12 protein-coding genes are annotated in these 15633 nt (G+C 40.4%); 3 read left to right on the top strand and 9 right to left on the bottom strand.

The features are described from left to right. The first annotated feature begins 23 nt into the window (after window positions 1-23). Window positions 24-587 carry a YggT family protein gene (locus FTV09_RS09680; protein WP_067763442.1) on the top strand — a complete coding sequence of 188 codons (564 nt, stop codon included), beginning with the start codon at window positions 24-26 and terminating at the stop codon, window positions 585-587. 128 nt (window positions 588-715) lie between these two features. Here FTV09_RS09680 and polA read toward each other — a convergent pair whose 3' ends face one another. Then, a complete protein-coding gene (polA, locus tag FTV09_RS09675; protein ID WP_180058193.1) occupies window positions 716-3481 on the bottom strand; it encodes a DNA polymerase I in 2766 nt (921 codons plus the stop codon). Between the two features lie 281 nt (window positions 3482-3762). On the opposite strand from polA, the gene FTV09_RS09670 reads away from it, so the two are divergent. Beyond that, a complete protein-coding gene (locus FTV09_RS09670) occupies window positions 3763-6489 on the top strand; it encodes a DUF2339 domain-containing protein (RefSeq protein ID WP_373685014.1) in 2727 nt (908 codons plus the stop codon). A gap of 88 nt (window positions 6490-6577) precedes the next feature. Here FTV09_RS09670 and FTV09_RS09665 read toward each other — a convergent pair whose 3' ends face one another. Continuing rightward, entirely contained in the window at window positions 6578-7501 is a 924-nt protein-coding gene (locus FTV09_RS09665; protein WP_067763438.1) for a mechanosensitive ion channel family protein, read from the bottom strand. Window positions 7502-7510: 9 nt separating this feature from the next. Continuing rightward, the gene (locus FTV09_RS09660) at window positions 7511-8332 is read right to left on the bottom strand and encodes a hypothetical protein (protein WP_180058192.1); all 822 of its coding nucleotides are present in this window, start codon (window positions 8330-8332) and stop codon (window positions 7511-7513) included. Between the two features lie 100 nt (window positions 8333-8432). Here FTV09_RS09660 and gspE point away from each other — a divergent pair, with 100 nt between their 5' ends. After that, the gene (gene gspE, locus FTV09_RS09655; RefSeq protein WP_180058191.1) at window positions 8433-9920 is read left to right on the top strand and encodes a type II secretion system ATPase GspE; all 1488 of its coding nucleotides are present in this window, start codon (window positions 8433-8435) and stop codon (window positions 9918-9920) included. Between the two features lie 576 nt (window positions 9921-10496). On the opposite strand, the gene FTV09_RS09650 is transcribed toward gspE, so the two are convergent. The 6 genes from FTV09_RS09650 to FTV09_RS09625 all read right to left on the bottom strand — a co-directional run bounded on the left by FTV09_RS09650 (window position 10497) and on the right by FTV09_RS09625 (window position 15113). Further along, window positions 10497-10889 carry a DUF4951 domain-containing protein gene (locus FTV09_RS09650; RefSeq protein ID WP_180058190.1) on the bottom strand — a complete coding sequence of 131 codons (393 nt, stop codon included), beginning with the start codon at window positions 10887-10889 and terminating at the stop codon, window positions 10497-10499. 218 nt (window positions 10890-11107) lie between these two features. Continuing rightward, on the bottom strand, window positions 11108-11533 hold the full coding sequence (locus tag FTV09_RS09645) for an organic hydroperoxide resistance protein (protein WP_067763428.1): 426 nt from the start codon (window positions 11531-11533) through the stop codon (window positions 11108-11110). A 106-nt stretch (window positions 11534-11639) separates the two neighbouring features. Then, on the bottom strand, window positions 11640-12464 hold the full coding sequence (locus tag FTV09_RS09640; protein WP_180058189.1) for a carbon-nitrogen hydrolase family protein: 825 nt from the start codon (window positions 12462-12464) through the stop codon (window positions 11640-11642). A 30-nt stretch (window positions 12465-12494) separates the two neighbouring features. Further along, window positions 12495-13013: an anti-anti-sigma factor GigB gene (gene gigB / locus FTV09_RS09635; protein WP_180058188.1), complete on the bottom strand. Its 519-nt coding sequence runs from the start codon at window positions 13011-13013 to the stop codon at window positions 12495-12497. Window positions 13014-13125: 112 nt separating this feature from the next. After that, complete coding sequence (gigA, locus tag FTV09_RS09630) at window positions 13126-14094, bottom strand: RsbU family protein phosphatase GigA (RefSeq protein ID WP_067763422.1); 969 nt, start codon at window positions 14092-14094, stop codon at window positions 13126-13128. Window positions 14095-14192: 98 nt separating this feature from the next. Beyond that, a complete protein-coding gene (locus tag FTV09_RS09625) occupies window positions 14193-15113 on the bottom strand; it encodes a VacJ family lipoprotein (protein WP_180058187.1) in 921 nt (306 codons plus the stop codon). Window positions 15114-15633 lie beyond the last annotated feature (520 nt).

Raw genomic sequence — 15633 nt, 5'->3', positions numbered from 1 at the left:
ATTTGATTTAGGAAAGTTCAAGTATGGGCTCTGCTCAAATTTTTGGAATCATTATTAACGTTGCAATTTTGCTCGTATTTTTCCGTTTTTTAATGCAGCTTGCTGCGGTCAGTCCATATAACCCTGTGGTTTTGGCTACAGCGAAAGCAACAAAAATTGTTGATATCTTTAGCCGAATTTTCCCCACTTTGGCAAAAGGGCGGGTTAATACTGCGGCCTTAGTGTTGGTGGTGATTCTGTATTTGCTGAAAATGTTTGGTCTAATGTATCTATCCGGTGTGGCGGTCAATAGTCCGTTTCATCTGATTATTATGACCTTTGTGACGATGATTCAGGATTTGATCCGTTTCTGTCGTTACTTAATTTTTGCATCTATTATTTTGAGTTGGGTGGTGATGTTTAGTCAGTCACGCTCGCCTTATATTGAAGTTGTTCAAGAGTTGGCTGAACCTTTACTAGCACCATTCCGTCGTATTTTACCGAATATGGGTATGATTGATCTTTCACCCATCTTTGCGATTCTCGCACTATTGGTTGCTGAAACTATCATGAAGCAAGTGGCGATTACCCTTTTAACGGGCCTTTAATCGAATAAATATAAAAAAGGACGCTGAGGCGTCCTTTTTTATGGCTTCAAATTTTGCTGCTCAGTAAAGATGAGTTGAATTTTCCACCTCTCCCTAACCCTCTCCTGAGAGGAGAGGGAATTTTGAGCTTAATGTGCTTCGTCCCAATTATTGCCTTTGCCCACTTCTACAATCAGTGGAACGGAAATTTTTAAGACAGATTGCATCACTTCAGTCAGTTTTGCGGCAAGTTCATCGGCAATGGATTCTTCCACTTCAAAGACCAATTCATCGTGTACTTGGAGCAGCATTTTGGCTTGATCTTTCGGTAGAATTTTATCGACAGCAATCATTGCAAGTTTAATGATATCCGCTGCTGAGCCTTGTAATGGCGCATTAATTGCTGCACGTTCAGCACCTTGTTTGACCATTTTGTTGCTCGCCATAATGTCTGGTGTATACAGACGACGACCTAAAATAGTTTCAACAAAACCTTGTTCACGTGCGACTTGGCGGGTGCGTTCCATATATTCCAAAACACCTGGATAGCGCTGAAAATATTTACCAATATAGCTACGTGATTCTTCACGGCTAAAACCAAGCTGACGTGTTAAGCCAAATTCAGACATACCATAGAGTAGACCGAAGTTCACGGCTTTGGCTTGACGACGTTGATTGCTGGTCACTTCATCAAGTGGAATGCCTAATACTTCAGCCGCGGTACGTTTATGTACATCTTGCCCATGGTTGAACGCATCTACCAATGCATGGTCTTGTGAGAAATGCGCCATTAAACGCAGTTCAATTTGCGAATAATCGGCAGCCAGTAATATACGACCTTCAGGGGCAATAAAAGCTTTACGGATTTGACGGCCAATATCTTCACGCACAGGAATGTTCTGTAAGTTTGGATCGGTAGATGATAAACGACCTGTTGCAGTTAAAGCTTGGTGATAGCTGGTATGCACGCGATGCGTATCATTATTTACTTGTTTCAACAAACCATCGGTATAAGTACTTTTCAGCTTTGATAAACCGCGATATTCCAAAATCAAATCTGTAATTGGATGATCAATTTTTTCTAAGACACTTTCACTGGTACTGTATTGACCGGTAGAAGTTTTCTTGCCGCCTTTTAAGCCCAATTTATCAAACAGGATTTCGCCCACTTGTTTAGGCGAGCTGACATTAAAACTTTGTCCAGCAATATCAACAATTTCTGATTCAAGATTTTGAATAGTATTGGCGAATTCCACGCCCAATTGGTCAAGGAAATCCATGTCCAATTCAATCCCATTTTCTTCCATTGATGTGAGTACACGTGCAACGGGCATTTCAATATTATGTAAAATATTGATTAGTTCAGGATGAGCTTGTAATTTTTTATCCAAAACTTCATACAAACGGTAAGTCACATGCGCATCTTCAGCAGCATAGTGTGCAGCAGTTTCCAGTTCAATTTGGTTAAAGGTTTTTTGCTTCGCACCTTTACCAGCCACTTGTTCAAAAGTTGTGGTCAAATGACTGAGATATAAACGTGCGACATCATCCATACCATGACGTGTTGCTACAGAGTTCAATACATAAGACGCCAACATGGTATCGAAATACCAACCTGCCAAATGAATGCCATGATTTTCTAATACGTGTGCATCATATTTAAGATGGTGACCAATTTTTTTAACGCTGTCATCTTCGAGTAAAGGCTTGATCTGATTTAAAATCGTGTCGCGATCTAGTTGTTGTGGTGCACCTTCATAGTCATGCGCAAGCGGTACGTAATAGGCATCATGTGCATCGATTGCCACAGAGAAACCTACAATTTTCGCTACGCGATAATCAAGACTCGTGGTTTCTGTATCAAAGGCAAAACGTTTTTCAGTGCTCAGGCGTTTGAATAAAATATCCCAATCTTCTTGGTTGAGGACTGTATGATAGCGTGCTTCACCGAGTTGATCATCGACACTGGTTTTATCTGCCTGATCTTCAACTTCAGGTGCATTCGCTACAGTCGCTGTCGAGCTGATGGCTTTAGCGGCTTGTTTATAGGTCGCGCCATTCGGATTGTTGGGGTGATCAAGTGATTGCAGTTGATTACGGAATTCCAGTTCAGTATATAAATCACGTAGTGCCGCAATATTTGGATCAGCTAGTTTCAGATCTTCGTATTTCAAGCCCATATCTAGATCGCAAACAATGCTTGCAAGTTGATGATCGAGCGCAATGCCGTCAGCATGTTCTTTAATGTTTTGACCGACTTTACCTTTAATTTTGTCAACATTTTCTAAAATGCCACCAATTGAGCCGTATTCTGTTAATAGTTTCGCCGCAGTTTTTGCACCGACACCCGGCACACCCATAATGCCGTCAGAGGCGTCGCCCATTAGGGTTAAGTAGTCAATGATTTGATTTGGCCATACACCAAATTTATCAAAAACACCTTGTACATCCATCGGTTTGTCTTTGAAGCTATCTTCAAGTGTGACTCGTTCAGTGACCAACTGCGCCATGTCTTTGTCACCAGTCGAAATCAAGACTTGATGGCCCGCCGCTTCAGCGCGCTTGGCTAATGTACCGATAATGTCATCGGCTTCGGCGCCCGGTAGCATGTGCAGGGGAATGCCCAGTGCACGAATTAAAGCGTGAAGATATGGAATTTGTTGTGATAATTCTTCCGGCATCGCAGGACGGTCACCTTTATAGATCGGTGACAGTTCGTGACGAAAAGTCGGTTCAGGCGTATCGAAAATAACTGCCATATGCGTCGGTTGTATACGACGCATTAATTTTTGGATGGCAGAAATGGCACCACGGATTGCATTGGTGTGTAAACCGGTTGAAGTGGTTAATGGTGGCAGTGCATGGTACGCACGAAATAAAAAGTATGAGCCATCGACCAAGACAAATGGTGGCATTGATAATTTCCTAATCCTGAAAACACTCTCATTGTACGTGATTTTTTGCCTGTACGCTGAGTCAAGATTGTATATGCAACTTACCGAATAACTGATGAATATGTTCGGAGCATCTGTCAGGCTCATGTATCATCAAAGGATTCAGGATCATGACGAAAGCAGGTATGCTGAAACAGAATAATGAAATAAAAATGATTTGGTTGCTGTTGCTCATTATGGTAGGGATTGCAGCGTGGTTTTTTGATGTTCGCTTGTTGAGCTACATCTGTGGTGCGGGCTTTATGCTCAGTGTGATGAATTATATCGATGACTTGCAACATGGTGCAGAAACGATTGGCGCAAAATTGCAGCCCATTAAGACAACGTCTAAAATTCCGCTCTATATTGCTTCGATCATTACAGTGGTTGGTTTGCTGCTTGAGCTGAGTTATCTGGTCGCTTTAGGCATTAGTTTGTGGGTGTATTTCTTTTTACGTTGGTTGAAACGCTTAGAACGGCAACTGAATGCTTTACAACATCGTGTAACTCAGCTTGTTGATACTCAAATTAAATCTCAAACACTTAACCCAACATCAAATCAGCTGGATTTGAATTCGGAAACTTTAAATCCCGCAGCTTTCAATGATTCTGAAATAACAAATACAACACAGTCGGTGGTAATACCATCTGACAGTGCCGCCAAGCATCAAAATCAACAGATCAATAACTCCAAGCAGGCATCAACATCCACAGCAGCGCCTAATCTTTCTACACAAATTCAACAGTGGTTATTTCAGGGTAATCCTGTTTTAAAAGTTGCCGTTGTTGTCTTGATTATTGGTGTAGTGCTTTTATTACGTTTTGCCACTGAACATTGGCAATTAAGTTTAGCTATCAAATTATTGATTGTCAGTGCCGTCAGTGCTGTGGTGGTCGTCCTTGGCTATTGGATGCAGCCGAAAAACCGCAGTTTCGCTTTGGCCTTGGAAGGGGTAGGACTGGCAGCACTATTTCTGACGCTATTTTTTGCTTACTACAATTTGGTCATAGCGAGCTTTAGCCTTGTCAGTGGAGCCTTCATTGCGATTATGCTGCTGACGATTTGGCTGAGTTTGAAGCAGCAGTCAGTGGAATTAGCCATTATGGCAATGTTGATTGCCTACATTGCTCCATTTACTTTGCCGGTACATGATGCCACTGCGACGGAGTTGATTGTTTATTATCTGGCGATCAATATCGCAGTTGCGGTATTGAGTAGCTTAAGACCGTGGAAATATTTAAATCAAATCGCTTTTTTAATGACGGCATTGATTGGTGGGAGTTATGCCTTTTACCACGGCTATAACACTGAACGAAATACCCTAAGCGTGTTGGTAGTAGCTCATGCGGCAATCTTTATTTGGTTAGGGTTCCGTTTTAGTCAATTGCAAAGTCAGGAAGAGACGTCTTTTAAATATCAACCTGCATTAGATATTGCCTTAATTTTTGCTGCACCAGTTGTCGCATATTTGGCTTTGTATTTGATGTATTTTGAAGAAACAACATGGCAAGCAGGTTTGAGCTTATTGTTTGCTGCGGTCTTTGCGGCTTTATATATATGGAGTAAACGGAGTCAAACCGTTCAGGTGATTGCGCAAAGTTATCTCAGCCTCACTTTAATTTTCTTAGCACTGATACCACCGATTTTATTGCCTGAGCAATGGAGTGTAGTGGGGTGGGCCGTGGAAGGCGCACTGATCTTTATTTTTGCCCTGTACCGCCAGTCGACGATTAGTCGCTATCTCGGCATGGCACTTTTGGTCATGGCAGGCTGCTCAAGTTTATATTATGTGATTGAGCTACAACGTTTCCCAACTGAAATCTATTGGGGCATCTGTCTCAGTTATTTGGCTGCGATTATCGTAACGCATGCAGTGCCATCTTTTCATCGGCAGCTTTCTAGTTCAAGTATTGCATTTCAATGTTTACAAATGCTTTCAGCAACGGTAATGCTGATGGTGTTGTTACTGGATGCTTTGCATAGCTCGTATCAACTTGCGATTTGCTTGTTGTTTGTGGCACTGATTTATACCTTGATGAATGAGTTCTTGCTGTTTCGTCAAGCGGGATGGAGTTGGTCTCTCATCAAATGGACGGGGTTGATTCCAGTTTATGCGATGGCATTTTATCAAGTGGTTTCAGTCAGTCAGCAAGGACAATTGCTTTGGCATTCGGTGTCAGAGCAAGTTTATTTTGCATTGGCGGGGCTGTTATTGACTGTGCTTTGGCTGCGCCCGCTTTTAGGCGTGCGTGAAGAAAAAGAGTGGGTGAGCTTAGGTGTTTTAACCAGTTTGGCTTGGACGAGTTTGACGCTTCTTTCAACGATGCCATACATCAGTGTCGTGATTTTACCGCTACTCTTTTGTGCATGGTGTTATTGGCAAGCCAAAGAACATGTCTGGAAAATGTTTTGGCAGGCTCGCAGTAGCTTGCTTTTAAGTTTGGCTTGGATTATTTGTTCACAACTCTATAGTCAGCAAGCCTTTATGGGCTATGTATTACCAATCTTCAATCCCTTTGATGTGATCAGTTTAATGCTATTAGCGGCATTTTTATGGATGCTGAATCAACAACTTAAGGCTGGGTTAGATCGAAGTTGGGCGGCGATACTCAGTGTATTGGGATTATTGTGGTTAAGTAGCTACGTGATGTTACGTGCGCTGCATATATATTTGGATACCCCGTATAACAGCTTGGATATTTGGACAGATGCCACGGTGCAGCTGAGTTTTACTGTACTTTGGGTCAGTTTGGCGCTTATTAGTATGCGTTTTGCCAGTCAGCGTCTATTGAGACCAGTTTGGTTATTGGGTGGCAGCATTTTGGTTTTAGTGACTTTAAAATTAGTCTTACTCGATTTGTCGCATGTCGGCACCTTAATGCGCGTGATTTCTTTTATGGCGGCAGGCTTTGCCATGCTATTGATCGCATATATTGCACCGATGCCGAATGATAATACTCAGATATCAAGTCAGTCTGTCAAAAAATAATATCTGAATTTAAAAAAGCCCTAATGGTATAAGCATTAGGGCTTTTTTATTTGGTCGATATGGCCAAGCTTAAAGATAAAAATGTTGGTTACTTTAAATTTGGCTCACGTTTAATGTCTTGTGCATTGGAATATTGATCGATATCAGCATCAACTGCTTGCGTCGAAAGAGGATGATCGACAAAGCCCATTTTAGGGACTGGGATTTCAATCTTATTGTCGACAAATGCATTACGAATTCGTTCCTGCATTTCATCACGTACTTGTAAAAAGTTTTCGCGTTTACACCAAATCGCAAATAATAGTTCAATTGATGATTCGCGAAAGGCTGTTACAGTGACTGCGGGTTTTGGATCGGCCAATACTAAAGGGTATTTATTGACGGCATCTAAAAGCACTTCACGTACTTTAATAATGTCTTCATGGAAATTAATCGCGAGAGTAATCGGAATTCGTCGAATTGGAAACTTCGACAAATTGTGTACTGGGGCTCGTATTAACTGTTCATTCGGTAGACGCACATAAACATTATCTTGCGTTAATAATTTGACGGAAAGAAGATCAATGGAAATCACTTCACCTTCAATGGTATGGCCGCGAATTAAGGTCAGTTGAATGGTATCGCCAACTTCAAATGAGCCTTCGCCAATCAAGAACATCCCGCTGATGAGGTTGGATGCTGATGTCTGCGAGGCAAAACCCAATGCCACGGTTAAAATACCCGCTGCGCCTAAAAATACGCTGAGTTTAAAGCCAGCCTCTTTTAAACTGGCCATAACAAAAATTAAGAAAATAAAATAAAAAATACCACGACGCCAGACCAATTGTTGGTGTGCGTTGAAACGCATGCCGACAGTGCGAATAAAGGTATTAGAAATAAACCGTGCAATTAAAAAACCAATAACTGCCAGTAATACAGCAACTAATAGTTCAGTTAAACGATCGGTGTTTAAATTACTCACCATTCCTTTAAGGCTGCTGGTGATCTCTTTTGAAATACTTAAATCTGCCATATCACGCCCTTAGAAGAATGAATCAAACATATTAAAGAGTACATTTGCAGACTCTCGAGGTGGGTGTAGATAAATCACATCACCCGCTTGTGGCGGTGTACGCGTTTCAATTTTCACTCGAGGCGGTTTGTCATGACTTTCATGGACGACACGAATTTGCGATGTCCATAAGCGTCCAGTACTTTCACTATAAAATAAGGGTAAAGCAGGTACGGGTACGTTCATGCGGTCAAAGCGAATTTGTTGATTACTGGTGTTATGAAACTCAATAGGGGTTACTGCACGAAATGCACGAGGCTTTAATTGTTTTAATTCAGTACGACCATCAACAGCAGTAGCATAGCAAACTTCACCCATACGATGATTTGGGCCAAACCAAGTGTCTTTGGGTAAAATTACCGGTAGATCAAATAACGGTTCTTTTAAGTGGTCAACGAAGCCTGCAATCCAAAGTGGTGTACTTATATACAAGGTTCCACGTTGACCGGCAGGGATATATATAGGATCAACAGGTTTGATCACCACAGAACGGTCGGCCAAACGCGGCATGATCTGAATTTTGTCATGGGTTTGACGGAACATATAACGTTCCATCTTCACTGGTTGTGGAAAGCCGAATTCAGGATCGTGGATTTGGTGCCACTGTTGTTCATAATCAAACTGAAATGTTGGACGATGGTATTCCATGCGCCACTCTTGCATACCACGGGTTAAACGAAACAGCAAAGAACCAAATTGCCAACTTTGTGGATGATTAAGTTCAAAGTGATATTCACCCCACCATTTAATTTTTGGATTACTTTTTTCAGTGATTTCGTTCTCTAATGGCAATGTTCATTTCCCTTAAATTGATAAATCCTAAAAACAGACTTCACGCTGTCAGATGCTTAGAGTACACTCAAAACAACTTTTTTCATCATTATAATGCGTGATGCAAGTACTTAAACAATTACAAATACCATATAGTTTTGCCAAGCGGCATGGCGTTTTGCTTCGATATGAGGGTGATCAGGCATTTATTGTACGTCGTCAGAGTACACCGTTATTGGCCTTACAAGAAGCACGTCGATATTTAGGCCATCCAGCACAGCATCAATTGGCAACTGAACAAGAATTTAACCAATTGTTAAGCGCAAGTTTTGCAGGTGATACGGGTGAATCGCAACAAGTTGCAGCTGGCCTGGAAGATCATCCCGATTTACTCAGTCTAGCCGATTCTGTTCCAGAAGCAGAAGATTTGATGGATCAAGAGGACGATGCTCCGATTGTTCGTTTGATCAATGCTTTGCTCTCTGAAGCCATTCGTGTCGGTGCATCCGATATTCATATTGAGTCGTTTGAGAAAAAACTTTCAGTACGCTTACGTGTCGATGGTCAATTACGTGAAATTGTACAGCCGCGTCGTGAACTTGCACCTTTATTGGTGTCTCGTATTAAAGTCATGGCTAAACTGGATATCGCAGAAAAGCGTATTCCTCAGGATGGTCGTATTTCATTACGTCTTGCTGGGCGCGAAGTTGATGTACGTGTTTCGACATTACCATCATCTTACGGTGAGCGTGTCGTGATGCGTTTATTGGATAAACAAGCGGGTCGATTGAACATGACTCACTTGGGATTGATGCAACATGACTATGACCGATTAAAGCAATTGGTTCATCGTCCACACGGTATTATTTTGGTCACTGGGCCGACAGGTTCAGGTAAAACCACCACTTTGTATGCGGCACTGTCTGATCTCAATGATGGTTCAAAAAATATATTAACTGCAGAAGATCCTATTGAATATCAACTTGAAGGGATTGGTCAGACCCAAGTCAATACCAAAGTGGATATGACCTTTGCTCGTGCCTTAAAAGCTATGTTGCGTCAGGACCCAGATGTGGTGATGGTTGGTGAGATTCGAGATTTAGAAACAGCGGAAATTGCAGTTCAGGCATCACTCACAGGCCATTTGGTGCTTTCAACCCTACATACCAATACAGCCATTGGTGCGGTGACACGCTTAAAAGATATGGGTATTGAACCGTTCTTACTCTCAAGCTCATTGATTGGCGTGGTGGCGCAGCGTTTAGTACGTACGCTGTGTAGCCATTGTGCCACTTGGCATGATGCGGATGAATTTGAACAATCATTATTTGCCAATATTGAACATGCCGAACAGGTTCAAGTGCCGCAGCCCAAAGGCTGTGAACATTGTTCACACACTGGATTTATGGGGCGTACAGCAATTTATGAAATTGTACCGATTGATGAGCACACGCGTCGTTTAATTCATAGTAATGCGGCAGAATTTGAATTGGAAAATCATGTACGTGCCAATGCAGGCTCTATTCGAGATGATGGTTTACGTAAAGTGCTTGCAGGTAAGACCACGATTGAAGAAGTGCTACGTGTAACGAATGAAGCTGCTGAATAAAAGTTTCTAAAAAAAAGTGTGATAAAAAGCCTCGAAATAATAAAAATATTTCGAGGCTTTTTTAATGATTAGTTTATTTTTTCGAACTGAATAACTGCATTAGATTCTTTGTCCGTCAGGGGGAGATGTGTTGGATCAGTTAGTTTTAATTCAATTTGCTGACTATCTTTATACTTTAAGACCTCATGATCATATTCAGCGATGCCTGAAGCAGCACTTGATGTGCGTTCAGTATTGTTTTTATTGAGCCAAAATTCATCTTTAATTTGATAGTCTTCGCCTTGTTTTGAAATCGTTAATTTACGCAGACTTTCCGTTTCAGGGACTTGTTTCCATTCTCCTGAAAAATCCGGAGCAGGTGTTTGGCTACATGCTGTAAATACAAGAAAGATGGTAAATATCGAAAAGATTTTTTTTCATTTTAAACCCTGTAATTAATGAACTTTTTATCATGATTGATTTATATTGACTCAATATAACGTTTTTATAAATTATAAAAATGCTTTATCAGTTAGTTTCTTAGTGTTTGATCTTAAAAAAACAGCCCACTTTCGCGGGCTGTTTAGAACATTAGCGTTACCATAAACTGATAATTTTTTTCATCAGTTCAGCACGAATTGGGGCGGTGGGGTTACCTGCATTTCGACGGGTTTCATTTTCATAAAACTTTTGCCAAGCCTGTAACATGTCTAAAGTTACACCTTGAGTTTTATATTTTTCTACATCTGCTTTAGTGACATTGGCTAAGCGAGCTGCTGCACCATCTGGGCCTGTACCCCAACCAATTATGCCTTGACCATATGCAGGTAATGAGATGTTGCCTGGCGTTGGAGGGAGCGGTAGTCGTTGAATGTCAGGATTAACCAGTGATTTGATTTCAGGACGTACTTTTTCCGAAATTTTTAATTCAGCGAAAGTTAAAGACGAAGCACTTAATAGTAGTGCACTGAGTAGGAGTGATTTAAACATATAAAGATGTACTTAAATATTAATAAGAATCATTCTTATATTAGCAAGCTAGTGTGTATTTTGAAATGTTTCCGTAAAAATTACTGATAGTGACATGTTAAATTTTCACTGAAATAATGAGATGTAATAGATAAGAATATTGTCAGCATGTTTAAATTTAGAGTCTAAAAACATACTGACATTGGATAAGGTTGTTCGAAGCTGTGCTGGTATTAGATTTAAGTCACAATATCTAAGGTCACATTAATATTGTTTCGGGTGGCATTCGAATAGGGACAGACAATGTGTGCTGCATCAACTAATTTTTTAGCTTCTGCTGCATCCATGCCTTCAAGGTGAATATGTAGTGTGACTTCAATACCAAAACCTGTAGGAATTGGTCCAATACCGACTTCACCTTCGACGAAAGCATCTGCAGGAATGGCAATTTTATCTCGATTAGAAACAAACTTCATTGCGCCTAAGAAGCAGGCTGAATAACCCGCTGCAAATAATTGTTCTGGATTACTGCCATTGCCTGTGCCGCCCATGACTTTTGGCACAGCTAAAGGAATATCTAATAGTCCATCGGAAGTTGTTGCACGGCCGTCTCGGCCACCAGTTGCCTTTGCTTTTGCGGTATATACAGCTTTTTCTAAAGTCATTATTAAACCCCTGTGATTAACCATCAATTGTCTATCGTGGGGGATTTTGCTTAAACAATAATCAGCTTTTTTGTAATTTATTTAAATATAACGTGTAACTGAGGGCTTAGTATTGGATGAGGACACGATGTTGCATCAGTGGCATAGATTCACGGATTTTCACTTGTTCTACTAAATCAAAAGGTACTGTGATTAAGCCAGCACCTTCGGTTTGGATCATCTCTTGTAACTCACCACGGCTATTTGCAGCACCCGTGTGACCCCAAGTTTGACGTTTTTCACCATGCCAACCTTGTTGTGCCGAACCCAAAACAGCGCATTGACTGTCCATTGCACGTGCTTGTAACAACAATTGCCAATGCATCTCACCTGTGGTGTAGGTGAATGCTGCGGGAGCTGTCAAAATATTTGCACCTTGTGCATGTAACTTGAGAGCCAATTCAGGAAAACGTAGGTCGTAACATACCATTAAGCCAATATTGCCAAATGGTGTTTTTGCAACAACGGTATGAGTTCCAGGTTCAAAAAATTTTGATTCTTGATAACCTCCGACAGCATCACCAACTTGTACATCAAACAGATGAATTTTGTCATAACGAGCTTCAGTACGTTCGGGACTAATGCATAAACTTACTGTTCGAACACGACCATCTGCAATGATAGAGCCATCTGGACGATACGGGCATGGGAGTGTGCCAGCAATAATCCAAAGTTGGTATTGGTGTGCAAGTTGCTCAAGTCTTTGTTGGATAACTTCAAACTGAGCAGCTGTTTCACGTTGTTTACCTGCAGCGAAACAAACAAAATTTTCTGGAAAAACAATTAAACTTGCTCCTTGTGCTTGGCTTTGTTGCATCAATGATTCTATGACCTTGAAATTATCTTCAATGTCATTTTGTGAATTCATTTGTGCAACAGAAAGTAAGGTCATTGGGAGAAAGTCCGTTGTTTTTATTAGAAATTAGACGTTTTGTTGGCGAGTCTGGTCGAGATTTTCCTGCTCTTTTTGCAGTTGTTTGACCAATGGCTCAAACATATTTTGGTTGCTTTCATTTAACTTCATTAAAGTTTTATGCGCATCTAAAACGGTATTCAACATATTGTTATGTGTAATATGTTCTTCCATCAGTTCGCGTGTACAAACCTTTGGATCACCACAATAATTTAAGATAACAAAAACCTGACCCAAGCCCATACTGTTTGCAAGCGTGGTGATGTCGGTGTTTGTGGATAACATTACCGCTTGGATGTGGTGGATTTGTTTCAGCTTTAAACCAAGTTTTGCCAAAATACCAAGCACAGTGCTATCGATGAATGTAGTTTGGGTTAAATCTACAATTGCACCGACTACATTTTGTTGCTGTTCAATTTTGTTGAGTAGCTTGTCTAGACTAATACAAGATTGGGCACGCACTTCGCCAATAAGCTTAAAAATATGCGTTCCGTTCAAGCTTGCATATTCAACATGACCTGTTGACATATAAATGCCATTTGCAGAAAAGGATAGTAAATTATCCCATAGGGCTACAGCTTACTCAAGTAGCCTAACGACTTAAGCATAAGGACTTATCATTAAGTATTTGATTTTTGGATTAATTGATTCGTCGTATACTGAGGATTGCAATATCGTCAGCGACGTGGTCAGGTGCTTGAAATGATTGATTTTGCAAGTGATACACCAATTGACCGAGCTGTTCATTCAAGCCACCATCGAAAGGTTCAAGTGCGCCATCTGAGCAGATGACGAAGCGCGTATAGCGATTAAGCTGGCACTCAAACTCTTCAACTTCTAAGTCTTCCGTCAAACCGAGTGGGAAACTACTGGTATTTAAAATACGGGCAGGTAGACCTGGTTCAAATAAGATAGCAGGAGGATAATGACCAGCACTTGACCACTTTAAAACGTGGGTTTCAAGGTTTAATGTACCTGCAATCATGGTGATGTGCTTTTCAATATTTTCCTGAACAAGCATGCCGTTAAGTTTTTTAATTAACTCGCGCGGGGTTTTAGAACGTCCATGAAATGCAGCCATCCAAGAGGTGAGTAAGCTACTCGTAACCCCGTGACCTGAAACGTCAGCTAAATAAAAAATAATTTCTTTATCATTTAACTTCCAATAATCATACCAATCACCAGACAGATAGGCAGATGGCTGAAAGAAAGTTTCAATTTTATAATTTTTGAGTTCAATGGGATTTGGGAGCAATCTTTTTTGTAATTCAGCAGCAGAGGGTAGATCACGGCTGTCTTGATTACGCTTATATTGCGCGTCAATTTGGCTAAGAGCATCTTGTAGATTAGTTGGAATATGATCCCAAACCCAGCCAGCAAGCGCGCCTTGTTGCCATGCTTGAGCAAGAGCAGCACCTTCATGTTCGAAGGCCAGTACTATTGTGGGAATTGTCCATTTATAATGCAGGTAATCGGCGACATCTGCAATTGCAATGATGGTTGGGTCATATAAATCTAGATCTTCAATGTGAATCATTTGCACGCTAGGAAGCGCATCAAGTACCTGATCTAAATATGGAATATCACGAGTAGGCTGAATGAAATACATAAAGAATAAGAACGATCCAACGACATACAATAAGATGTACTATAACAAGCAAATGCTAGCTGGAGGAAAAAACCCACCAGCCAATTGAAAAAAAATATTTATTCTGTCACATCATTATCTTCATTAATGACATCATCTGGATTCTGTTGAGTCGTCTCATCTGTATTGTCTATAGATGTATCTTCATCATCAAAATTGTCATCTTCATCGCCAATAAATAAATTTTCCTCAGCAATACCTTTCTTTTCAGCAATCGAATAGCTCAATCGTTGTAGATAAATATCGCGAATTTGTGAGTATTTATCTCCCTGTATTGCACTATCAATATCTAAAAGTTGTGAGCGCGCATCAACACCACGTAAAGTCTGTTCTGTCCAATAAGCGCCATCATGTCCATCAAGCATATATTTTTGTGGACGGCCTTGACTGTCTACAGCTAGACCAACTGTTTGACGAATAGTGCTTGGGCCAAAAATTGGTAAAACAATATATGGGCCTGATGGGATTCCGTAATATCCTAAGGTCGCACCGAAATTTTCATCTTCAGTAGTCAAACCTAAACGACTTGCGGGGTCAGCAAAGCCAAGTGTTGTTAGTGTGTTTACAGTAAAGCGTCCAAGTGATTGTGCTGCACGAACAGGGCGCCCTTGAATGAGCTGGTTAAAGGCATTCCAAGGTTCTCCTAAATTTTTACGAAATAAGCGATAAGAATCACGCACATCCTTTGGTGTCTTTTCAACATATTGCACAGCTAAGGGGCGAGCAATATGAATATCTAAGTAATCGTTCATTGCATAAACTTGACGATTCAATGGCTGAAACGGATCTTTGTCATCCTCTGATTGTGCGGCATTGGCATTTACAGTTAGTTTTTTTATGGCAGCAGCAGTACGTGAATCATGTGGAACAGTATTCGTTGTATTTGTATCTGTCGTCGATGTTTCCACATCTTGGGCATTAAGGTGTGTAGAACATGCAATTAAAAACATACCTACATATAGATAAGAAGATTGATGCATAAAAAATCCTGGGAGTTTTTATATTAAAACGGCGATTAGACGCGATGATAAATAAAAAACATCCTCTGTAGTCTTAGAATTGCGACTATTAAAGCAAATTTGAACAAAAAATGAATAAAAAAATGCAAAATGACTAAAAAATAGACGTATAAAAATAATAATTCAAAAAAGGTGTTGCGTTGGGTAAGAAATGCTGTAGAATGCACATCCATCGGCGGTGATGAAGATTAAAACTTCTAATAAAACAGTGACTTAGTTAAGATTGATTGAGTTGGGTTTTAGAAAGAAAGTCTAAAATAATTTGAATTACTAGTTGACACTTTAGAAATAAAGCGTAATATAGCCGACCTAGCTTGCTGGTGACGAATCAGCAAGAAGATCATTAAGAGATTGTGAAGAACAACTTGTGTGGATTTTTACTAGTTGATCAGTCGAAATTATTTTCATTGATTGATGGTAGAAATTACTCGAAGTTTATTTGAGAAATTAATGTCAGAAAATTGATGAGCCAGATTTGGTG

Origin of the sequence: Acinetobacter sp. YH12227 (assembly GCF_013417785.1) — a bacterium.
GTDB lineage: Bacteria > Pseudomonadota > Gammaproteobacteria > Pseudomonadales > Moraxellaceae > Acinetobacter > Acinetobacter gandensis.
This window is presented reverse-complemented; position numbering and strand designations above follow the sequence as displayed.